Raw genomic sequence first — 23522 nt, forward strand, 5'->3', positions numbered from 1 at the left:
CTGGAAAGAGGCGTTTTCGTTGATCCCGGTTTATCGTTATGCGGAAAATCCTTTAATCACACCGGACGATGTGAAACCTTATCATCGGGGCTTTGAAGTGATCGGCGCATTCAACGCCGGAGTGGCCGAATATAAGAATGAAACGCTGCTGCTGCTGCGGGTTGCGGAACGGCCGAAAACAAGCGATCCTTCAGTTGTTCTCTCGCCCGTCTATCATCCCAAAGAAAAAAGAATGGAAATCAGGACGTTCAGCCGGCGGGATGCCCGTTTTAATTTTGACGACAGCCGAGTGATCCGGCCGGCCGATCAGCCGCAATGTTTTTGCGGCCTGACCTCTCTGTCCTATCTTCGGCTGGCCAGAAGCAAGGACGGCCATCATTTCACAATCGACGATCAGCCGTTTATCTATCCGTTTAACGACTATCAGATCTTTGGCATCGAAGATCCCCGCATCACCCGGATCGGCACGGTCTATTATATTTATTTCAGTGCCGTATCGCCAATGGGAATCGGCGTGAATATGGTAACAACCAGAGATTTTAAGACTTATGAAGATCACGGGCTGATTTTCGCACCGGAAAATAAAGATGCCGTCATTTTTCCGGAGAAGATACACGGCTTGTACTATGCGCTGCATCGTCCGGCGCTGAAAAGCGTCGGAAGTCCGGACATATGGCTTGCGGAGTCCGATAATCTGAATGATTGGGGCAATCACCGCCATCTTATGAGTATCCGAAAGGGTGAATGGGACAGCGAACGAATTGGCGCAGGAGCGGTGCCGATCAAGACGGAGGAAGGATGGCTGGTGATTTATCACGGCATGTCCGCGGGCAGCCGTTATTGTCTCGGAGCGGCTTTGCTGGCTCTCGATGATCCCTCAGACGTTCTGGCACGGTCGAAAGCACCGATTCTTGAACCGGAGAGGGATTATGAAAAGGATGGCTTTTTCGGCGACGTTGTTTTCAGTTGCGGGGCTGCTGCCGACGGGAAGACCCTCAGGCTTTATTACGGGGTTTCCGACAGGTCCATGGCTTGCGCGGAGCTGGACGTGGACGACATACTGCAGGAACTGAAGCATGGGGAGACTATGCGCTGAACCGGACTCAGATGGCTGTCCGTCACCATGCGCCGGCCTGTTATCAGCTAACGAACGAAACTGAGAAGATCTCCAAAAAGCGGGGATCTTTTTAACTGTTTTTTTATCGTACTTGGAAAAAAGCATCGTCACGCTCGGCGTAAATGGATTCTTTGTTTTGAGACATTTTATCTGTTCATCCGGTCTTCCAAATGCGGCACGGCGTGTTCCGTCCGCAAAAATGTCCTTAAATTTTGGAGCGGTCGGGAAAACTGCTAAAATAAAGCTATGGGCTTCAAAAAGTGACAAAAATCTGTTCTATATGAACAGGAAAGATTAAGCCTCCAACACATAGGAATGCGGCCGGGTGCATACGTATTCAGTTTTTATGGATGATACATGATTGAATGGAGGCTTCGGACTCTCCGGCTGTTTCATTGGGGAGACGGCTTAGGGAGCCCTGAAACCCTTATTTTGCTGTCCGGGAAGAGAAAAGGGGGGTCAAGAATCTGATGTTTAAAGGAGGGGATGCCGTGTGAACGTTCTTTTCTGCGTGGGTAAATCTTATTTCCCGATTTACCGGACAATGGTCGACCGTATGGAAAAGGCCGGAGCGGATGTGACATGCCTGCTGTATAATCAGGCACAGAATAAGGAAACGATTAAAAAAAACATTTCAGATGCGGAGATCTACATAACAGCGGTGGCACCGGCGGATCGGGAGGTTATTGACGCGGCTCCGCGGCTGAAGTACATTCTGAAGACGGGGACGGGTCTGGATAATGTGGATGTCGGCTGCGCTACCGAAAGGGGAATTCTGGTCAGCAATGCTCACGGGGAGAACGCGACGTCGGTTGCCGAGCTTGCAATCGGTCTGATGATCGGTCTATCCAGAATGATCCCGCAGCTGGACAGAAAGACAAAGGACGGAGTATGGCTGCCCAGCAGGGGGTATGAATGCCGCGGGAAAACGCTCGGGATTATCGGGTTCGGCTCAATCGGCATGAAGATTGCCGGGTTTGCCGGAGCGTTTGATATGAAAGTGATCGTTTTCGGAAATTACAAAGATCACGAAGCAGCGGGCAGACTCGGCGCTTCATTTGTCGAACTGGATCAGCTGCTGAAAGAAGCGGATTATATTGTGATTAGCACGGCGCTGACAAAGTCGAACTATCATTTAATCGACGAACGGGCAATCGCCAAAATGAAACCGTCGGCGTTCCTGATTAATATTTCCCGGGGAGCAATAATTGACGAACAGGCACTTTTTGAGACCTTGCGGCAGAAAAAGATCGGCGGTGCCGCACTCGATGTTTTTGAAAATGAACCGCCGGAAGAAAAGCTTCCCGATCTTGACAATCTGATTGCGACCCCGCACATCGGCGGCATGACTGAGGAAAGCGTCGATCGTGTCGCGGAAATAACGGTTGAAAACATCCGCCGATTCATTGATCAGGAATCGCTGCGCTATGTGGTTAATCTGAAAGAATTGAAAGAAATGCACAAAATATGACCCTGCTGCCGTCTGATTTTTCGGAAGCCGCAGTTTAGCAGAGCATTTTTGTACAAAAACGGAAACCGGAATTGTTTATTAAATTGGAGGAATGATCATTGCCAGAAACCGTACAGGAACATGCCAGACGTCTTCATCAACAGTATTTGGTCGTCGATGCCCACTTCGATCTCTTGATGGAGGTCGATTTGCGACGAAAACTGGGCTATAAAAAAGTTATCGAAACAAATTTTATGCCTGCATTTGCGGCGGGCGGGATCGGCGTCCTCGTTTGCTCGCTTTTTATCGAAGACGATTATTTGCCGGAAATGGGACTGAAAAAAGCACTTGATCAGATCAGCGCGCTTTATGCGGAGATCGAGGAGTCGCCGGATAAGATTCAGTTATGTACAACTTACGATGATATTTTGGCCGCACACCGCAGTCATCGGCTCGCTATTCTCTTATCGCTTGAAGGCGTCGATCCGCTGACAAACGATCTCGGTCTGCTTCCTATTTTTTATAAACTGGGTGTCCGTTTCGTCGGCCTGACGTGGAGCAGGCGCAACTTTGCCGCAGACGGCAGCCACTTTTCTCCAAGAGATGAAGGGCGCAGGGGCGGCCTGACTGATTTTGGCGTCCGCCTGATTCAGCTCGCAGAGAAAATGAATATGATTATTGATGTCAGTCATCTGAACGATGAAGGGTTTGAGGATGTTCTGGCAAGAGCGCGCGGCCCGGTCATCGCTTCGCATTCCAATGTCCGCAGCATTGCTTCTTCGATGAGGAACTTGACCGATGATCAGATCCGTTCACTTTCGGCAACCGGCGGTGTGATCGGGATGAACGGATGCAATAAGTTTGTTTCCGACAATTATGAGCATGGCGATATCGCGCATCTGCTCGATCATGTCGACTACATAGTCCGTCTCGTCGGTGCGGAGCATGTCGGAGTCGGCCTCGACATCTGCCACTTTCTGACGGAGATTAATCTCAGGCCGGCCGGACAAACGGGCCCCGACGATTTTGACGTCGTTACCAGCCACAAGGACATGCTGAAATTCACCGAAGGCCTGATCGGCCGCGGCTATACGGATGAGCAGATCGGCCTGATTTTAGGCGGAAACTTTTTGAATCTTTATCGCCGAGTTCTGAAGTAAACGTGATAGAAGAAAAAATTGTTTACAACAAGCACAGCACCGTTCGCATTAAGTGCGAACAGCGCTGTGCTGTTTTTTTTTAAACGGTTGAACCGAAACATGGGGAAGTCGCACCAAATCTGAGCGGACGCACCGAAATGCCAGAATGGCGCACCGAAACGTGGGGAAGTCGCACCGAACCGGGCATAAGTCGCACCGAACTGAGCGGATGCACCGAAATGCCAGAGTGGCGCACCAAATCAGGCCGGAGTCGCACCGAAACATGGGGAAGTCGCACCGAACTGGGCATAAGTCGCACCGAGCTGAGCAGACGCACCGAAATGCCAGAATGGTGCACCGAATCAGGCCGGAGCCGCACCGAAACATGGGGAAGTCGCACCGAACTGGGCATAAGTCGCACCGAATCTGAACGGACGCACCGAAACGCCAGAATGGCGCACCGAATCAGGCCTGAGTCGCACCGAAACATGGGGAAGTCGCACCGAACTGGGCATAAGTCGCACCAAATCTGAGCGGACGCACCGAAATGCCAGAATGGCGCACCGAATCAGGCCCGAGTCGTACCGAAACGCCAGAATGGCGCACCGAATCAGGCCGGAGTCGCACCGAAACGTGGGGAAGTCGCACCGAACCGGGCATAAGTCGCACCAAATCTGAGCGGACGACCGAAACGCCAGAATGGCGCACCAAATCAGGCCGGAGCCGCACCGAAACGTGGGGAAGTCGCACCGAACCGGGCATAAGTCGCACCGAATCTGAGCGGACGCACCGAAACGCCAGAATGGCGCACCGAATCAGGCCGGAGCCGCACCGAACTGAGCGGACGCACCGAACTGGGCATAAGTCGCACCAAATCTGAGCGGACGCACCGAAACGCCAGAGTGGCGCACCAAATCAGGCCGGAGTCGCACCGAAACATGGGGAAGTCGCACCGAACTGGGCATAAGTCGCACCGAACTGGGCATAAGTCGCACCGAGCTGAGCGGACGCACCGAAATGCCAGAATGACGCACCGAATCAGGCCGGAGTCGCACCGAAACGTGGGGAAGTCGCACCGAACCGGGCATAAGTCGCACCAAATCTGAGCGGACGCACCGAAACGCCAGAATGGCACACCGAATCAGGCCGGAGTCGCACCGAAACGTGGGGAAGTCGCACCGAACTGGGAATAAGTCGCACCAAAATAAAAATCGAAATTTAAATTTACAGTTTGTCAGCTCTTTGCTTCATCCTTATCGATCTTATGCACGGCACGGCGCTCCTGCACAACATCACCTGTTCTCAGTAAAGAAATTTTTTGTCCGGTGTAATTTTTTGTGAGTGATTTTAAGTGCATGCGTCAACACATATTCTTGTCTCGATTGCAACCGCTGTATAATTCATGGCGATCAGCAGCCGCTGCTGCTGATCAAATCCGGGCGACAGTCTATCAGTCATGATGAGCCCTCAGCTATTGGATCATCGTTCGGGAATGTGGAAGAATCGTTTTAAACTCGGAAACGGCCGCCTCAAGGCACAGGGGAAACACTCATCATTGTTCGGTGAAGAACATCGGCTCCCGGAAACTTCCCAACTCGAGGATATTCGCCCCATGACACGAAACCATGGGAAAATCGCTCAAACCAAAGATGCTGTCTTATGGCAGAAACAAAGAGAATCGCTCAAACCAAAAATGCTGTCTTATGGCAGAAACAAAGAGAATCGTTCAAACCAAAGATGCTGTCTTATGACAGAAACAGAGAGGATTGCCCGAACTGAAGACATGCCTTAAGACACGGAATTGCCTCGAAACGAGCGGTTATCGCTTCAAGGCGGAAAATCCGCCCTAAACTTGGAGAGTCCGACCTTGATCCTGCCCGCTTTTTAAACAAATTGATCATTCTGAAAGTGAATCCGGAATGAACGAAAGAGAAGCTCTTAATTAGAGACCGCTTTCTGTGTCAGGTATTGCTCCGTCTTATCAAGTTATTGCGGGAGCGCTTCATAATATTGATCCAGCCGGACAATCATGGCTCCCATCTTTGGAGGATCCGGATGGATCAGCTGGCTTACTCCCTGGTCGGAAATCTCGCTGGCAGTGACTTTGCCGACAGCGACAGCCAGGACATGATCATTGAATGCCTGCACCAGCTCTTCTTTCCGGTCCCCCTGGTTAAACAAATTCCTGACCTGTGTTTTGCTTGTGAACACAACCGCGTCGAGTGTTCGGCTGATGATACGGCCGGTCAGTGCTTTTAAAACCTGCTTTTTCGGACTTTCATAATGATACGGTTTTGACAGATAAACTGTGCAGCCGAGTGTCTCGAGCGTTTGTTTCAGCTCGGCTTCATCTTCATCGTAGACCTGCAAATAAACACGATTTTCAGCGGGAAGGGCGGCGTCCGCTTTAAAAATGGAAAATAACTGTGCCATTGTTCCATCAGATGATACACGTTCGGGGACGAGGTCATGGTCCCTCAGCCAGTTCAATGTTTTACTTCCTCTGATAGCCAGTTTTCTTTCTCTCAGTGAACGGAGAAAGTTTTCCGTCTGGTTGATCTCTGCTGCTGTTTTTTCCAGCGCTTTTGCACCGATCCCTGTCGTCAGGATCACCCAGTCGAACGGTTTGCGAATCAATGTTGTGATGCTTTCGATGCAGGCAGTTTCGTTGCGCTGCCTTGTGCCCTGTATTGAAAAAATTTCGGGTGTTCCGCCGTGTTTTAAGACCAGAGAGGCAATCGTTCCGGATTGACGATCGGAAGCGATGCCGATTCTTTTGTTCAGAAGACCCTTCAAAAGGCATCAATCCTTTGTTTTTTTCTTCTATCATTAACAGTTTTGCGGAAACTGTCAAGATTTTACCCTTCAGTTCTTGAACGGGATAGAAAAATGGCCGTGCCGTTCATTAAGATGCTGGACACATTGTGGAAAGAAAGATATAGTAATAATGTAATTATTCATAAAATATTAATAATTCGTAATGCGATAATGGCTAATTTATTATCTTTTTATAAAAAAATAATCCGCTATTCAGAAAAAAAGAAAATAGTCGGCCGCAAACGGCTGATTTTCGTAAATGGAGATGAAGAGAACATGATTACGCTTAAAAAATTATTCTCTTTACCCGAGTTGGAACCGATTCGATTAGTTGCAGGAAAAAATGGAATCAACAGGCTTATTAATGGTGTAAATGTAATGGAAAGCGATCGTCTCGTTGAATTTTTTAAAGAGAATGAGCTGCTTGTTACAACCGGCATCAATATGGGCGGGGATGAACGGAAATTAAATGCATTAGTCAATATGGCATTCAATCGGAAAGCTGCAGGCATCATTCTGAATGTCGGTCCCTACATTCCGTCCATTCCCGAACCGGTGTTTCAGTTTGCCGACGAACACCGATTTCCGGTTTTTGAAATGCCGTGGGCATACCGGATTGCCGATTTTGTCAAAATTACTGTTCAATATCTGACAGCGGCGGGACAAGGACAGACGAAAACGGAATGCCTTCTTTCTGAAATTCTCTTCGATCCCGAGACTGATCGTAGACTTCTCGGCAAGGAACTTTCTCAGCTCGGCATTGAAGCGGATGCTCATTTCAGCATTATTGTGGGTACGGCCGGTTCTGTATCGGACGTTTCTTCACGGCTGCTCCATATGATTGAAAATGAGCTTTCGAAAGGGTATAAAATTCTTCTGTCAATGGTTCACAGAGATCAGATCATTTATATGGCCGATCGAACAGAAATACAAATCTCGGCTCCTCCTCTTTCGAAACTAATTCAGAGCATTCGCGGTAAATACGGAGGAAAATCGGAAAAAACGGATTTGTTCATTGGCGCCGGGAGCGATTATTCGGTAAAAAATCTGTCGGAAAGTTATGATGAAGCCATGGCGGTCATCCATCTGGCCCGGCATTATCCGGATCTCCTGATCTGTGAATATAAGGATGTCGGGGCTTATAAAATCATCATGAATGTGCGGGACCGGAATGTGGTCGAAACTTTTCATCAGGAGACGCTTGGCCTGCTTTATGGCTATGATAAGCTGCATGAGACGGATTTTGTCCATTTTCTCCGCGTGTTTCTTGAAGAGGACGGGCACACTGCAAACATTGCCCGAAAAGAATTTGTTCACCGCAACACGGTGCTCTACAAAACAAAAAAAATTGAATCGATACTGGGTGTGGATTTATATCATCCTTTTGTGAAAATGAATCTTTCGCTGGCGTTTATGATTGAGAATGTCATGAGATAAATTGTGCATTATGCTTATGCAGATGCACAATTTATTTCATTCCAATTGTCATTGTTTTCAATTAATAAAGGTATATCATTAAATTATATTAATTCTGAAAATATTATAGGAGTTGTCAGTTCATGAATCAAATTGGCGATGGTCAAATTAAAAAAGACGACCAGCATTATGTGCTGCATGCCTGGACAAAGCAAAAAAATATTCATTCGAAATTGATCAAAAAAGGCGAGGGTATTTTTTTCTGGGATGAGTCGGGCAAAAAATATTATGACATGTGCTCGCAACTTGTTTACTTGAATGTCGGGCATAATCATCCAAAGCTGATGGAAGAATTCAGGCACATTGGTGAAATTCCGCTGGCGGCGCCGGGCTTTGCCACCGCATCCAAGTCGGAATTGGCACGCAAAATCATTGAAGCAGCTCCTAAAAATATGGCTAAGGTATTCTTTACAAATGGAGGTGCGGATTCGAATGATCATGCGGTAAAAATCGCGCGCATGGCGACCGGCCGTTATAAAATATTCTCACGTTACCGTTCTTACCACGGAGCAACATTCGGAGCGGGAAATCTGTCCGGGGAGAGCCGCCGATTTGTTGTGGAACCGGGCATTCCCGGATTTATTAAATTCAATACCCCCTATCTGTACCGCGAGTCGATCGATTTTAAAAGCGAAGAAGCGGTTTCGGCTTTTTATTTGGAACAGCTGAACAATCAGATCTTGTATGAAGGGCCGGATTTAATTGCAGCAATTTTCGTGGAGCCTGTCCCGGGCAGCAACGGTGTGCTTATTCCTCCGAAAGGCTACCTTGAAGGGATACGCAAACTATGCGACAAATATGGCATTCTGATGATCTGTGATGAAGTCATGTCGGGATTCGGCCGCACCGGCCAAATGTTCGCGGTCGATCACTTTGATTTTGTCCCGGATATCATGACGTTTGCAAAGGGTGTGACGAGCGGATACTGCCCGCTCGGCGGTGTCATTGTCAGTGAGAAAGTCGCCCGATATTTTGACGATCATGTCCTGATGACCGGGCTGACCTACAGCGGACATACCGTTTCAACACAAATCGGCTGTGCGACTCTTGATATCTATAAGGAGGAATACTTGATCGATCATGCTGCGGCAATGGGGGATGTCCTCGCCGAACGTCTGGAAAAACTGCGCCGCTTTGCTTCGGTTGGCGACGTCCGCCATATCGGGCTGTTCGCGGCCGTGGAACTTGTTAAGGATAAAGCGACAAAAGAGCCTCTCATCGCTTACGGAATGGACTATGGAAAGGATACGGCCGGGTTGATGCACCGGTTCGTCGGCCTGCTGAGTGAAAATGGCTTCTACACATATTCGCATGAATCCAGTGTCATGATCGCACCCCCGCTCATCATAACGGAGCGGCAGATCAATGAAGCAATGGATATCTTTGAGAAAGCCCTGGCTCAGTTTGAGAAAAATGATCTGTTCACGGGTCAGACCGTGATTTCTAAATAAATAATTGGGGATGAATCCGATGGAGAATTTTTTCTACAAACAGCCTGTTCCAATCGACTTTGGCACGGGAAAGCGGAAAAAACTGCCGGATATTTTAAGTCGGATGAATGTACAACGCGGCATTCTGATCAGCGCGCCGTCCATGGTGCGGACCGGGATTGCGCAGAAAATCGCAGATCAATCCGAGGGCAGAATAGTCGCGGTCTTTTCGGAGATCCGGCCCAACCCGACTGTCACCAACACAGATGCTTGTGCGGCGGCCATTCGCGAACATCATTGTGGATTTGCCGTCGCTCTTGGCGGCGGAAGTATCATGGACTGCGCGAAAGCTGCCTGTTTCGTTGCCGGAACACCGTACAGCACGGCGGATTTTCTGTCAAAGGCACGCCCGATCACGCAACGCGGCATTCCGCTGCTCGCAATGCCGACGACGTCCGGGACAGCCAGCGAAGTGACGGCTGCATCGGTCCTGACCGACACGGAAAGAGGAGTGAAGGCGCTGCTCGCAAGTGACTATTTCTATCCGGTCTATGCGTTGATTGATCCCGAGCTGACGGTGTCCTGCCCGCCTCAGGTTACGGCAGCGAGCGGACTCGACGTGCTGGCTCATTCGCTGGAAGCTTACTATGGAAAGAAACATCAACCTTTGACAGACATGGCGGCAGAGCACGCGGCGTCTCTTGTTTTTCACTATTTGTTAAAGGCATACCACGAGCCCGGAAATATGGAAGCCAGGGAGAAAATGAGTGAGGCTTCAGTGACCGCCGGTCTGGCATTCAGTCTCACGCAAACTGCTGCCGCGCATGCCTGTTCCTACCCGCTGACTCAGGATTATGGCATTCCTCACGGGGAAGCCTGCGCTTTTACTCTTCCTTCTTTCTGGAAGCTGAATAGCCGGTTCGGTCCTGAATCCGATCGGCTGAATGCTTTCAGCAGGCGTTTAGGATTTGAGGATTCCGATCGTCTGGCCGATCGTATTGACGAAATGAAAAAGGAGATGAGGCTCCGCACAACTTTAGAGGAGGTGGGCATTCTCTCGGAAGCTGATCTGGATGAACTTGTTTCTCATAGTTTCGCGCCGAACATGAAGAATAATCCGGTGGAGATGACAGAAAACGGTTTGAAGGAAATGTATCGTCAACTGCATTCAAGTCTGGCGCAGCGCAATTAAAGGGTTCCTTTGGTGATCGGTTATTTGGAGGAGGCGGAAACGTGCAGCAACAGAAAATAACGATTAATGGAAAAAGGCTCAAACAATCTCTGGAGAAATTTGCGGAATTCGGCCGTACAAGGAATCATGGAGTCACCCGATTATCCCTTTCAAGGGAAGACATTGCCGCCCGAAATTATTTTGTTTCCTGCTGCGAGAAAATAGGCATGACGGTAAGTGTTGATGATATGGCCAATATTTATGCGGCGATGGCCGGAGAGGAGAACAAACCGCCGATTGTGATGGGTTCGCATTTGGATTCCGTGGAAAAAGGCGGGCGCTTTGACGGTGTCCTCGGCGTTCTCGCAGCCCTGGAAGTCGGCCGTACGCTTTTTGACCAACGAATGAAACCAAAGATTCCTTTTACAATCGTTGATTTTACCAATGAGGAAGGTGCCCGGTTTGATCCGGCGATGATGTGTTCAGGGGTCATAACCGGGATGTTCGATAAAGCCGGGATTCTGAAAAGCAAGGATAGCAGGGGGATAACATTTGGCGAAGCACTCAAAGCAAGCGGATATGAGGGCAACCGGAGCAACAGGTTAACGGAGGCCTCAGCCTATCTGGAAATGCATATCGAGCAGGGACCGATTCTTGAAAGCGAATCTCTGCAGATCGGCATTGTCGAGGGTGTTGTCGGCATGGTCAATTACGAAATTGAAATTAACGGCGAAGCGGATCATGCCGGAACGACACCAATGAGCATGCGAAAGGACGCACTTTTTGCGGCAGCCGATCTGATTGCGGCACTGCGCCGGTCATTGAACCGTTTAGACGGCGGGCTGGTGTATACAATGGGCAGAATGAACGTTTTTCCGAATATCCACACAGTTATTCCGGATAAAGTGCGCTTTACTCTTGAGGCCAGACACAGGGATCCCGAGGTGGTCGGCCAGGTGGTCAAGATCATTCAGGAGCTTCCCGAATCCATGGGGGGATGCACAATCGCGGCGAAAAAGCTGTGGGACCGCGAGACGGCCGCTTTTGATCCGGAAATCTGTCGTCAATTAGAAAAATCTGCACAATCTCTGGGATATTCATATAAAAGAATGTACAGCGGTGCGGGACATGACGCTCAGTACATGGCAAGTCGGGTCCCGACGGCTATGATCTTTGTGCCGAGCGTCAGGGGGAAAAGTCATTGCGAGGAGGAACTGACGTCGTATGAAGACTGCGTAAAGGGGGTGAATGTAGCGCTGGATACCATTCTGGCCATCCTTTCCGATCAATAAGGTTGGAAATGAAAGATTGCCTGTTCTTACATTTTATATTAGATAATATAGCAGAAAATTCTGCCATATAAGAAAATAAATATATAATTTTAAAATATTACGAGTTACTTGATGGCTGTTCTGCAACTCAATTCCAATTAAAGGGGAAATCACATGATGAAAACACAAGTTGAACGGGATGGAATTGTCACTCTGACGAGTGAAGCTGCAGACAGCCTGAAAGACAGTCATTTGTGGAACGATGACTTGCGGCCGACAACACAAGCAGAACATTCATGGGGCGGGATCAACTTTGTCACCTTATGGATTGGCATGTGTCTTGTTATCCCCTCGTATACGATGGCCAGCGGCCTGATTGCATTGGGCATGAACTGGTGGCAGGCACTGCTCACTATTTTTCTCGGCAACTGTATCGTATTGATCCCGATATTACTCAATTCACATGCCGGTACAAAATTTGGGATTCCGTATCCTGTATTTGCAAGATTGTGGTTTGGGTCAAGAGGCGCACACATTCCGACAGTAGCACGGGCCATCGTGGCGGCTGGCTGGTTCGGTATCAACACATGGATCGGAACAACGAGTATCGATGCGCTCCTTATGAAAATTTTCCCGGCCTGGCAAAATTTCGGCCTTCATACAGCTATCGTATTCATTCTTTTTTGGGCGCTTAATGTCGTCGTCGGCATGAGAGGCCCCGAGGGCATTAAGTGGCTTGCCATGATTGCGACTCCTATTGTCGGCATTGCTTCGGCCGCATTGTTTATTTGGGCGGTCGCTCACATTAACGGCCTCGGTCCGATTATGACGGCGCCCAGCAAGCTTCGGTCAACCGGCCAGTTTCTCGCAACCTTCTTTCCTGCGTTAACCGGTGTCATTGCTTTTTGGGCCACACTTGCGCTCAACATTCCTGACTTCGCCCGGCAGGCAAAGAATCATAAATCGATGATGGTTGCTCAGGCCGTTACACTTCCTTTGACTATGACGATATTTTCTTTTATCGGTATCTTCGTTACGTCGGCAACGGTCGTCCTGTATGGTCAGGCTTTATGGCAGCCCGTTGATCTGCTCTCACATTTTCCGACCTTTATCGTTTTTCTGGGAGCCGTTGTTATTGTCATTTCCTCACTGACTATTAATGTGGGCGCGAATCTCGTCGCTCCGGCACGTGCGGCGGAGAATCTCTGGCCGCGGCATATCACCTTTGCCATTGGCGCAGTCATTACCGGCTTATTCGCTCTGGTCATGCAGCCTTGGTATCTCATGGCCAACTTTCAAAATTACATTTTCGGTTTTCTCGGCGGATATGGCGCCCTTCTTGGCCCGATTGACGGAATCGCCATCGCCGATTACTGGATTGTCCGCCGCCGCCATCTAGCGCTGACGGAGCTTTATACAGGAAACGGCCGCTACAGTTATTCTTCCGGGTTTAACAAAAACAGCGTGTATGCATTGATAGTGGGGATCGTCGTTCCTCTTCTCGGACTATTTATACCGGCCCTTAAGTTTCTGTGGGATAACGCATGGACAATCGGCCTGCTGATCGCTGTCGGGGTATACAGTTACCTGATGCGCAGTGACGCCAGTCTCTTGAAGGACGGCGAATATGAGGAGATGACGGTCATCGTGAATGATGCAGGTTCGGGCAAGCATGCTGCCGTTAATATGGCGAACCAGAGCCCGGAAAATATCGGATAACGAATGATCCTGCTGCAAACGGCAGATCCATTCAATGGAGGTGACGGTCCGGATGGATATAAAGAAAAATTTTGCGGAAATCAGAGCTGATCTAAAGCCGAAAGAAGTTATGGAAGAAGCCAACCGATGCCTGTTTTGCTATGATGCGCCTTGCGCGAAGGCCTGTCCGGCAAATATTAAGGTACCGTCTTTTATCAAAAAAATTGCATCGGGAAATTTAAAGGGCGCAGCCAAGGTCATTATGGAAGCCAATCCGATGGGGGCGACATGCGCGAGGATTTGTCCGACGGAAGAGCTGTGCGAAGGCGCCTGTGTTCTGAATGATGTATCGCTTCCGATCATGATCGGCGATCTGCAGAGGCATGCAACAAATTGGGCAATGAAGAATCGTGAGCCATTGTTTCAGCCGGGAAAACCGCATGGCAAGACGGCAGCCATTGTCGGAAGCGGACCGGCCGGGCTTTCAGCGGCACGCGAACTGGCCCGGTACGGATTCAAGGTCACAGTCTATGAAAAGAAAGATAAAGCGGGCGGGCTGGATACTTACGGGATTGTCCCTTTCCGTCTGCCGCGGACAATCCCGCTCTGGGAAGTGGAACAGGTTGAAAACCTTGGAGTGGCGATTCATACGAATACCGAGGTAGGAAAAGACATGCAGCCGGAAACATTGATCAGCGATTTTGATGTGATTGTTCTGGCGATCGGCCTGTCGGATGTCCCGCTTCTGGGTATTCCCGGCGAGGATCTGGATGGTGTCCTTGATGCGATCCAGTTCATTGAAAAAGTGAAGGACGGCCATTTAACCGACCGATTCATCAACAAACGTGCGGCGGTGATCGGGGCAGGAAATACCGCGATCGACGCTGCCGCATGTCTGAAACGTCTGGGGGCGGCAAATGTTAGTATTGTTTATCGCCGCTCCGAAGCGGAGATGACCGCTTATCCGTCCGAGTACGCTTTTGCCAAGCAAGAGGGCATTGAGTTCAAATGGCTCACCCAACCGAAAAGATTCATTGATAATGGGTTGGGACATGTTACCGGGATGGAATGTGTGCGGATGAAACTTGCAGATATTGATGCTACCGAAAGACGGCGGCCAGTGGAGCGTGAAAATTCTGAATTCCGGATGGACATTGATGTTGTGGTCAGGGCGACCGGCCAATCGCGCTATACGTCGTTAGTAAAAGTATTCGGTATTGAGAATGATCACGGTATTGTTAAGGTGAATCCAGAAACTTATCAGACATCGAATCCTAAAGTTTACGCCGCGGGGGATGTCATTTTCGGAAATGGAGGCGGCGAAGCGATGGTTGTCGCTGCCGCTGAACAGGGAAAAAAGACGGCGCGTGCGATCCGGGAACAAATGCTGAGCAGAATTTAAGACTGGGGGGATCCTATTGGCAGATTTACGCATTAATTTCGCCGGAATAAAATCTATGAATCCGTTCTGGCTTGCCTCCGGGCCGCCAACCAATTCCGGCTATCAAGTGCAAAGAGCCTTTGAAGCCGGATGGGGCGGAGCAGTCTGGAAAACTCTGGGCGATCCGATTGTCAACGTGACTTCCCGGTTTTCTGCGCTTCATTATAACGGCCAGCGGGTTGCGGGTTTTAATAATATCGAGCTGATTACAGACCGTCCGCTTGACGTCAACCTGCGGGAGATTGCTGAAACAAAAAAGAAGTTTCCCAACCATGTCATCATTGCTTCACTCATGGTTGAACCGGTACGGGAGAAATGGCATGAAATCGTGAAAAAGGTTGAAGCTGCCGGCGTCGACGGTCTGGAATTAAACTTTGGATGCCCCCACGGCATGGCGGAACGCGGAATGGGTTCGGCCTCTGGTCAGGTGCCGGAGCTGGTTGAGAAGCAGACCGGCTGGGCGAAAGAAGCTGCTGGAACACCGGTTATCGTAAAATTGACGCCTAATATAACGGATATCACAGCTACTGCCTATGCGGCAAGCCGGGGCGGAGCGGACGCCATCAGTCTGATCAACACGATCAACAGTCTGATGGGCATTGATCTCGACACTTGGCATACAATCCCGAGCGTGGCCGGGGAAGGAACCCATGGAGGTTACTGCGGCCCGGCGGTCAAACCGATTGCATTGAGCATGGTCGGAGAATGTGCCCGGCAGACGGATGTCAACATTCCGATTTCAGGCATCGGCGGGATCGGAACCTGGCGGGACGCCGCAGAATTCATGCTGATGGGTGCGACGGGGCTGCAGGTGTGTACGGCAGCGATGCATCATGGATTCCGTATTGTGGAAGACATGATTGACGGGTTGAATAACTACCTGGATGAAAAGGGACTCGCCTCAGTTATGGATCTGGTCGGCCGATCCGTACCCAATTATATGGATTGGGGCGATCTTGATCTGAATTACCGGGTAGTTGCCCGTATTAATCAGGATCAGTGTATCCATTGCAATAAATGCCACATCGCTTGTGAAGACGGGGCGCATCAATGCATTGAGAGGATCACTGATGAGCATGGCAAGCCTGCACTGAAAGTCCGCGAAGAAGACTGTGTCGGCTGCAATCTCTGCTCAATTGTCTGTCCGGTTGACGGGGCGATCGACATGATCGAACAATCGGGGGAAAGGCCGATGACGTGGAATGAACGTCAGGCACTGCTTAACACTTTATAAGAAGATGCTTGAATGGCCGGCGATTATTTTAGCTTCGGATAAAATTTTATTAACCTGATGAGGTTCGGAAAATGTATGAGTACAAAATATTTTTAAAAGAAAAAAAACAAATTGACGAATTAATGGAACAAGATTATCAAATTGTCAGTGTCAAAGAAAATCTTAACGGAGCTCTTATTCAGTTCAGACCGGCAGATCGGAAATCTCCCGATCAAGTGAAAACTCTGCGTATACTCACTCCGGATGCAAGAAAATATTTTACGAATCGGCTGCGTTTAAAAAGAAAAGTGAAGAGCTGACTGGATATGACGCATTCAGTCATTCTGAAGTTTCTATTATCAGAAATATTAAATGATTTTGCTGATTCAATCATGTGAATCGGATGGAGGCAGGATGATATGAAACTGATTGGTGTTGACATAGGCGGCACGTTCACGGATGTTATTTATACAGATACGGACACGGGCATATCACATATTCATAAAACACCTACCACAACAAAAGATCCTTCGGTCGGTATGGTCAAAGGCATCACAGAGATTTGCAGCCGGTACGGCATAGAAAGAAACCGTATCGATCATATTTTTCACGGGACAACGATTGCGACGAACGCTGTGCTTGAACATAACGGAGCAAAAACCGGACTGATTACCACAAAGGGCTACAGGGATATTCTGCAGATCGGCCGGCATCAGAGACCGGAGAATTATTCCATTGCCCAGGAAATCCCGTGGCAGGATAACAGCATGGTTGAACGCCGTTACCGCAGGACTGTTTCAGAACGGATCGGTTTATCGAATGGAAAAGCTTATGAAAAGATTCCATTAGATGAAGATGAAGTCATTAAAATATTGAACGAGTTTAAAAATGAAGGGATCGAATCCGTTGTCGTCGGGTTCCTGTTCTCTTATTTAGAACCGGAACATGAAGAGCGGGTAAAAAAAATAATCAGTGAAAAGTTTCCTGACTTTTATGTCACCGCTTCGGCAAATATTTCTCCGCAGTTCCGCGAGTTTGAACGCTTCGCAACAGCAAGTATGAATGGCTTTGTCGGTCCGGTCATGAAGGGGTACATTGAGAGCCTGGAATCGCGTCTCCGTGAGGCAGAAGTAGACTGCGACCTCTTGATTATGACATCCAACGGCGGTGTCGCTAATTCCCGGACGGTATCGGAAAAACCGGTCATGACGCTCTTATCGGGGCCGGCGGCCGGAGTGCTTGGCGGACAATGGGCCGGGAAATTGTCCGATCATCAAAGATTGATCACTTTTGATGTCGGCGGAACAAGTGCGGATATTGGGATTGTGACAGAACGGGGCTTTTCAGAGGCGATAGCCGGCGATACCCAGATTGCCGGCTATCCGGTGCAGGTGCCGATGATCGATATTCATACGATCGGAGCGGGCGGAGGCAGTATCGCCTATGTTGACGCCGGGGGCGCGTTCAAAGTCGGCCCGAGAAGCGCCGGTTCGTATCCGGGGCCGGCCTGTTACGGACGCGGCGGGGAACTGCCGACGGTAACCGATGCGACGCTGGTGCTCGGCAGATTGGACCCGGATCATTTTCTCGATGGAGAAATGAAAATCTACCCGGAAAAGGCAGTTCAAGCCGTACAAGACTTAGCATCGACACTCGGATTGGGTTTATATGAGACGGCTGAAGGAATTTTAACCATCGTCAATAACAACATGGCCAACGCGATTCGCTCAAGAACCATTCAGAAGGGCTTTGATCCCCGCGGCTTCAGTCTGGCGGCACTGGGCGGCGGCGGACCGATGTGTTCGGTTGAGGTCGCGAAAATCCTTGACATCCCGGAGGTTATTATACCGCCGTATCCCGGTATTACGTCGGCAACCGGCCTTTTGACAACGGATCTAAAATATGACGCGGTCCAGACAATCTTTATGTCCAGCGATAGGCTCGATACGGACTATCTGAATCAAAAATACAAAAGTCTGGAGGAAGATATTGCCGGGCAGCTGGGAGAGGCCGGATTTGCACCGGACAAAATCACTCTGCTGCATTTCTTTGACTGCCGTTACGTCGGGCAAGGCTACGAATTGCGTATCCCTGTTGCCTCCGGTTCGATCGATGCAGCAAATATTCACGCGATATGGGAAACTTTCCATACGGTTCATAAACGCGAGTACGGGCACGCTTTCCCGGATGCTTCGATTGAAATTGTGAATATGCGTGTGACCGGTATCGGCAATATGCCGAAAATCGCAGATCCGGATTTTTCGGAAGGCGTTCATTCCCTGATCAAGGCGAAGGTTAAGACGGCCCCGGCTTGGTTCCGTTCGGACGGTTCTTTAAAGACATTCGATACTCCGCATTACCAAAAAGAAACATTGCCTATCAATGAACCGATACCAGGCCCCTGCATCATCCTGCAAAAGGATACGACGTCGGTTATTCCTCCTGATTGTACGGCCACGATGCTAGCAAACGGGAGCATCTTAGTAGAAATAGGGGTGGAAGTATAATGGTTGATACGAAAACGGCGATAGATCCGATTACTGCCCAGGTTGTAGGCGGAGCACTTAAGAATATTGCGATCGAAATGGGCCATAAACTTGCGCGTATGTCTTATTCCAGCATCATCCGCGAGTCAAATGACTTTGGCTGTGCCCTGCTTGATGAAAACGGCCGGCAACTATGCGAGTCGGTCAACAGCACTCCGCTGCAATCCGGCCCTATACCGGGATATCTTCACGGAATTAAAGAAATCATGGCAGAGAGGGGTTATGATTTTAAACCAGGCGATGTTATTCTTCATAATTCTGCCTTTTATGGCGCGACACATCAGCCGGATTGCGGGTTTTTCGTCCCTGTCTATTACAAAGGAGAGTTGATCGGTTATTCCTGCTCTACGGCTCACCAGTTGGATTTAGGCGCTTTGTCGCCCGGCTCAATCGGCATTATCGACGCGGTTGACTGCTTTGCAGAGGGCATGCAATTCAAAGCAATCAAGGTTTATGAAGAAGGAAAAAAAGTGGATATGGTGTGGCGCCTGATCCGGGACAATGTGCGGGCCACTGATATGGTGGTCGGCGATATGGAAGCGCAGATTGCAACCTGTCGAATCGGAGCAGAACGCTATCTGGAGATAGTTGAGAAATTTGGATTGGAGACTGTGCGGGCAGCCCGTGATTATTTGATGGATTACTCGGAACGGATCCTCCGCCATGAAATTTCAAAGATCCCAAACGGGACGTATCATTCGGTCGGTTATATAGACGGTTATTTGGACAGCCCGGATCCGAAGCGAAAAGATCTGAAGTTTGTCGTTAATTTGACCGTGAAAGATGATGAGATAACTGTGGATTTAACGGGTACATCCGATCAGGTTGACGATCGGCCGATTAACATGCCTCTTGCGGGAACAACGGACATGGCCGTTTATTTAACAATCCGGACAATCTTGCTGGACTCTAAAAAATTCGGCTATATACCCCAGAATGCAGGGATGATCCGTCCCATAAAAATTATTGCTCCGGAAGGGACTTTGGCTAATCCAGTCTATCCGGCACCGACAATTTCCAGATTCTGCCCGGGCAATGCTCTGGCCGATACGATTATGCGCGCACTGGGCCAGGCCGTTCCGAACCAGATCTGTGCGGGGATCGGGAATCTGTATATGGTTGCTTACAGCGGGATGATTGATAAAAAATACTGGGTATATATGGACATTATGGCGGGAAGTTCCGGAGGGCGTTACGGAAAAGACGGGATGGATGCCATTGATGTATTATACGCCAATACACGAAACAATCCGATAGAAGATATTGAATCCCATCACCCTCTCAGTGTGACCCGATACGAGTTTCCGGATAACGCCGCGGCGGCAGGAAAGTACAGGGGCGGTGTCGGTCCGATCCGGGATATTGAGTTTACCGATGAAGGGGGCTTCTCCGTCGAAGGCGAAGGCCAGAAATACGCGCCGTGGGGCTTTGACGGCGGTAAAGACGGTACACCGAGCAAACTGATATTCACGGATCAAGAGGGCCGGGAAACTGCGCTGCCTTCAAAAGTTCCTTATAAAAAAACGCATAGAGGCGAAACCTTGCGGATTGTCGGACCGTGCGGGGGCGGATATGGAGATCCCTATGAGCGCGATCCGGAGAAAGTTCTTACGGATGTTCAGGACGGCTATGTATCTCCGGGAAGGGCGAAGTCCGAATACGGCGTCGTGATCATTGGCAGCGGGATTAACCGGGAAGCGACAAAGAATTTGCGTATCGCCCATTAAATGAAGAGATGAGCGGGCGGATCCATGGCGTACGTTCATGGCCTTTCCTATCTGAAATTTAACGATGGGTTCGAGACATTTATTATTGAGGAGTCCATTGGTTCAGACTGCACACCGGTCATGCCATGCAGGATTCCTTTTTTCTGTTTTTTTAATTATAGGCAGTTGGATGGATCGTTGTTTCGTTTAATTGCAAAGCATTTTAGCAGGCCGAGCGTTTCTGCCGTTGTTCCATAAAACAACTATTGTATGGGAAAGAAAGTTAGGCACAGATTCAAAATTACGATTCGCCGCATTGAGCTGGAGATGATGGTGTGATTTTTTCCAGACGTTTTTTTTCCTATTTATCAGCCGTCCTCTTTTCAATAATCATTGGTTTTTCTTTTATGTTCATCAAACTAGCGCTTCGGTACGGCAATCCTCTGGATGTCCTTGCCGATCGTTTGACGGTGGCATTCTTATTTTCGATTATGATCCTTCCGCCGACAGGAATCAGATTATCCATACACTTGCGGGATGTCCTGCGTTTTCTGCCGATTTTCCTGCTGAATCCGTGTTTCTATTTTTTAACACAAGCGCTTGGACTGACGTCCCTTCCCGCGGCTGAAGCAGGCATTATTCAGGCGATGCTGCCTATTTTTACTTTGCTGCTGGCTTCCTGTTTCCTGAAAGAAAAAACAAACCGGATTCAAAAGTTTTCAATCATTCTGTCTGTGTTCGGAGTGCTGTTCATCTTTTTGATGACAGGCAGGCATGTAGGGGAAGCCCGGTGGTTGGGTATTCTGCTATTTATTTTAAGCACGCTTTCCTATGCCGGTTATAACGTTCTGACAAGAGCGATGGCGCAGAAATATAGAATGATCGATATGACCTGCATCATGATTTTCATCGGATTTGTCAGTTTTAATCTTATGGCTCTTATCAATCACCTGATTCAAGGCACATTCTCACGATCTATGGAGCCCTTTTTCCATCCATTATTTTTCTTATCCATTTTGTACTAAGGAGTGTTTGCGTCATTTATCACTTTTTTTCTTTCGAACTTTGCACTCTCTGAAATTGAGGCGTCAAAATTCGGCGCCTTCGCCAACCTGACAACCATCATTTCAATGTTTTCCGGAGCGGTTTTCTGAATGAATCCCTGGACTACTACCACTGTGTCGGGGCCTTGCTCGTGGTTCTTGGTGTTCTTGGCGTCAATACTTTGTGCGCCGTTCGCAAAAGAAAGACGGCCAAGCTCAAAAAGACAGCTTTGGATTAGGCAGAAAGCCTGTCTTTCAAAGCTGCTTGGAGGATCATCGTTGGATAATTATTTAATCGTTGGTCGGATAGGATCCAAGAGTTTGTTTTTTAAGTTCTGCCGGTCTTGCAAACATCCCATGTGTCATGGTTTCGAAAGCATGGGCGGCGCGTAATAAGATCTCTTCTTCCCCGTATCTGCCGATCAGCATCATGCCGATCGGCAGTCCGTTTGCTGATCCGCACGGCACATTCATCGCCGGATGTCCGGTGACATCGAAGACGCCGGTGTTGGTATCGACGCCAAAAGAGAGCGCGATTATTTTCCTGAGATCGGCCTCATCGTCCGGAAGCTTCGTAGCCTTGTAGGGAACGGTGGGCATGATCAGAACATCAAAACTGCGGAATGCATGGTCATACGCTGCTCTCAGCAGACGTGCCAGGTTCTGCGCTTTTGCGTAATACCGCCCGCGATAGGCATGCTGCATATACTGTCCGGTCATGATTGTGATCTTGGCGGCTGCGGAAAGATCGTTTGCACGCGCGGCCATCCCGTCGGCAAATGCATCGAGCAGCTGGGTCTGGTGATAGCCCTTCCAGCTCGTTCCCAGGCCGTTGCCTCTGAACATTTGTACGGTTGTTCCTTCAGTATTAATGATATTGGCAATATGGATCCCGTCACGGTGCATCGGGATCGATACCGTTTCAACGGATGCCCCGCAGTCGGTAAACGATTCGGCGGCTGCTCTTACCGTCCGGTCGACATCCTGTTCGGAAAGGTTCTTCCAGCCGAATCCTTCCTCGACAATGCCCATTCTCAGGCCTGCTGCGTCGCCGGTTAAGTATTTTGAATAGGTTTTCGGCTGCAGACCGTATTGGCGCGGATCCAGCCCGTCCGGTCCGGCGATGGCTTCCAAAAGCAGAGCGACATTTTCTACGGTTCGTGCCATCGGGCCAACATGATCGAGCGTCACGTCGATCGGAAATATGCCCGTATAGGGGACGAGCCCCCATGACGGTTTCAGGCCGACGATGCCGCACCATGCGCTCGGCATTCGGATCGAACCGGTCTGGTCGCAGCCGATGGCCATATCCGCTTCGCCGGAGGAGACGAGAGCGGCGCTTCCGCTGGAAGATCCACCGGCGGAATAAAGCGTATTATGGGGATTTAAAACCGGTCCGGTGTCGGAGGTAAAGCTGCTGCAGCTGCAGCATAGACTCTCGCAGACTGCTTTTCCCAGTATTTCTCCGCCTTCGTCCAGAATGCGGGTGACCACCGTCGCGTCAATCTGCGGAACAAATCCCTCAAGAATTTTTGTCCCGTTCATCATCGGAACACCTGCCAGACTGACATTATCTTTCAGAACAATCTTTTTCCCCGATAGTTTTCCTGACTCGGCATGCTCCACTTCGGTTTTCCAATACCAGGCATTTAAAGGGTTTTCTTCCTTGGGAGGCCGGTATCCCGGCACTCGTTTATATTTAACGGGCAGCTCCGGCTCAGTCATCCGGTCGACGTGTTCATACGAGTCGAAAAGACTTTCATTCATTATTTTTTGGTAGGCTTTGAGTTCGGTATCATCCATGGTCATATGATACATAGCAATAATTTTCCGAAGCGATTCAAGATCCGGTTTCTTCATGAACATAACCTCCTGCTTTGTAATCATGAACGTGAGTATCTCTTAACGGGTGCGGATAGGATAATCTGTAGAATGTTTTATTTCTGAAAAACAATTTTTCTGTATCCAGAATCGATCATTTCTAAGTTTAGGGTGATTATTTCA

The 23522-nt window shown here is 49.2% G+C and carries 16 protein-coding genes; 14 read left to right on the forward strand and 2 right to left on the reverse strand.

The window, feature by feature from the left end; genetic code table 11:
* Positions 1-22: 22 nt before the first annotated feature.
* The 3 genes from Q6A92_RS03625 to Q6A92_RS03635 all read left to right on the forward strand — a co-directional run bounded on the left by Q6A92_RS03625 (position 23) and on the right by Q6A92_RS03635 (position 3727).
* Entirely contained in the window at positions 23-1096 is a 1074-nt protein-coding gene (locus Q6A92_RS03625) for a BtaManbiosPhlase (protein WP_332237115.1), read from the forward strand.
* A gap of 514 nt (positions 1097-1610) precedes the next feature.
* A complete protein-coding gene (locus Q6A92_RS03630; RefSeq protein WP_274399911.1) occupies positions 1611-2588 on the forward strand; it encodes a phosphoglycerate dehydrogenase in 978 nt (325 codons plus the stop codon).
* Positions 2589-2686: 98 nt separating this feature from the next.
* On the forward strand, positions 2687-3727 hold the full coding sequence (locus tag Q6A92_RS03635; RefSeq protein WP_274399912.1) for a dipeptidase: 1041 nt from the start codon (positions 2687-2689) through the stop codon (positions 3725-3727).
* Positions 3728-5692: 1965 nt separating this feature from the next.
* Here Q6A92_RS03635 and Q6A92_RS03640 read toward each other — a convergent pair.
* A complete protein-coding gene (locus Q6A92_RS03640; protein ID WP_332237074.1) occupies positions 5693-6502 on the reverse strand; it encodes a uroporphyrinogen-III synthase in 810 nt (269 codons plus the stop codon).
* Positions 6503-6799: 297 nt separating this feature from the next.
* Between Q6A92_RS03640 and Q6A92_RS03645 the strand changes: the two genes are divergently transcribed.
* The 11 genes from Q6A92_RS03645 to Q6A92_RS03695 all read left to right on the forward strand — a co-directional run bounded on the left by Q6A92_RS03645 (position 6800) and on the right by Q6A92_RS03695 (position 21500).
* Positions 6800-7960, forward strand: coding sequence for a PucR family transcriptional regulator (locus tag Q6A92_RS03645; protein WP_332237075.1), 1161 nt, complete (start codon positions 6800-6802; stop codon positions 7958-7960).
* Positions 7961-8082: 122 nt separating this feature from the next.
* Positions 8083-9450 (forward strand): aminotransferase class III-fold pyridoxal phosphate-dependent enzyme, encoded by a 1368-nt coding sequence (locus Q6A92_RS03650; RefSeq protein WP_274399919.1) that lies wholly within the window; start codon positions 8083-8085, stop codon positions 9448-9450.
* Positions 9451-9469: 19 nt separating this feature from the next.
* Positions 9470-10621 carry an iron-containing alcohol dehydrogenase family protein gene (locus Q6A92_RS03655; protein ID WP_332237076.1) on the forward strand — a complete coding sequence of 384 codons (1152 nt, stop codon included), beginning with the start codon at positions 9470-9472 and terminating at the stop codon, positions 10619-10621.
* Between the two features lie 41 nt (positions 10622-10662).
* Entirely contained in the window at positions 10663-11892 is a 1230-nt protein-coding gene (locus tag Q6A92_RS03660) for a Zn-dependent hydrolase (protein ID WP_332237077.1), read from the forward strand.
* A 156-nt stretch (positions 11893-12048) separates the two neighbouring features.
* Positions 12049-13590: an NCS1 family nucleobase:cation symporter-1 gene (locus Q6A92_RS03665; protein WP_332237116.1), complete on the forward strand. Its 1542-nt coding sequence runs from the start codon at positions 12049-12051 to the stop codon at positions 13588-13590.
* Between the two features lie 52 nt (positions 13591-13642).
* A complete protein-coding gene (locus tag Q6A92_RS03670; RefSeq protein ID WP_332237078.1) occupies positions 13643-14971 on the forward strand; it encodes an NAD(P)-dependent oxidoreductase in 1329 nt (442 codons plus the stop codon).
* Positions 14972-14987: 16 nt separating this feature from the next.
* A complete protein-coding gene (preA, locus tag Q6A92_RS03675; RefSeq protein WP_332237079.1) occupies positions 14988-16244 on the forward strand; it encodes an NAD-dependent dihydropyrimidine dehydrogenase subunit PreA in 1257 nt (418 codons plus the stop codon).
* A gap of 71 nt (positions 16245-16315) precedes the next feature.
* Positions 16316-16543, forward strand: a complete 228-nt coding sequence (locus tag Q6A92_RS03680) for a hypothetical protein (RefSeq protein WP_332237080.1) — start codon at positions 16316-16318, stop codon at positions 16541-16543.
* Between the two features lie 99 nt (positions 16544-16642).
* Positions 16643-18730 carry a hydantoinase/oxoprolinase family protein gene (locus tag Q6A92_RS03685; protein WP_274399931.1) on the forward strand — a complete coding sequence of 696 codons (2088 nt, stop codon included), beginning with the start codon at positions 16643-16645 and terminating at the stop codon, positions 18728-18730.
* Entirely contained in the window at positions 18730-20496 is a 1767-nt protein-coding gene (locus tag Q6A92_RS03690; RefSeq protein ID WP_332237081.1) for a hydantoinase B/oxoprolinase family protein, read from the forward strand. The genes Q6A92_RS03685 and Q6A92_RS03690 overlap by 1 nt, the downstream gene beginning before the upstream one ends.
* Before the next feature lie 386 nt (positions 20497-20882).
* Entirely contained in the window at positions 20883-21500 is a 618-nt protein-coding gene (locus Q6A92_RS03695; protein ID WP_443029678.1) for a DMT family transporter, read from the forward strand.
* Between the two features lie 309 nt (positions 21501-21809).
* Here Q6A92_RS03695 and Q6A92_RS03700 read toward each other — a convergent pair whose 3' ends face one another.
* Positions 21810-23378, reverse strand: a complete 1569-nt coding sequence (locus tag Q6A92_RS03700; protein WP_332237083.1) for an amidase — start codon at positions 23376-23378, stop codon at positions 21810-21812.
* Positions 23379-23522 lie beyond the last annotated feature (144 nt).

The organism is Sporolactobacillus sp. KGMB 08714 (genome assembly GCF_036598985.1).
Taxonomy (GTDB): Bacteria; Bacillota; Bacilli; order Bacillales; family Sporolactobacillaceae; genus Sporolactobacillus.

Bases quoted from the DNA above. Each gene is read 5' to 3' on its own strand.
- Q6A92_RS03680 (WP_332237080.1), top strand. From the start codon at position 16,316: ATGTATGAGTACAAAATATTTTTAAAAGAAAAAAAACAAATTGACGAA.
- Q6A92_RS03655 (WP_332237076.1), top strand. From the start codon at position 9,470: ATGGAGAATTTTTTCTACAAACAGCCTGTTCCAATCGACTTTGGCACG.
- Q6A92_RS03650 (WP_274399919.1), top strand. From the start codon at position 8,083: ATGAATCAAATTGGCGATGGTCAAATTAAAAAAGACGACCAGCATTAT.
- Q6A92_RS03685 (WP_274399931.1), top strand. From the start codon at position 16,643: ATGAAACTGATTGGTGTTGACATAGGCGGCACGTTCACGGATGTTATT.
- Q6A92_RS03695 (WP_443029678.1), top strand. From the start codon at position 20,883: ATGTTCATCAAACTAGCGCTTCGGTACGGCAATCCTCTGGATGTCCTT.
- Q6A92_RS03665 (WP_332237116.1), top strand. From the start codon at position 12,049: ATGAAAACACAAGTTGAACGGGATGGAATTGTCACTCTGACGAGTGAA.
- Q6A92_RS03670 (WP_332237078.1), top strand. From the start codon at position 13,643: ATGGATATAAAGAAAAATTTTGCGGAAATCAGAGCTGATCTAAAGCCG.
- Q6A92_RS03690 (WP_332237081.1), top strand. From the start codon at position 18,730: ATGGTTGATACGAAAACGGCGATAGATCCGATTACTGCCCAGGTTGTA.
- Q6A92_RS03700 (WP_332237083.1), bottom strand. From the start codon at position 23,378: ATGAAGAAACCGGATCTTGAATCGCTTCGGAAAATTATTGCTATGTAT.
- Q6A92_RS03645 (WP_332237075.1), top strand. From the start codon at position 6,800: ATGATTACGCTTAAAAAATTATTCTCTTTACCCGAGTTGGAACCGATT.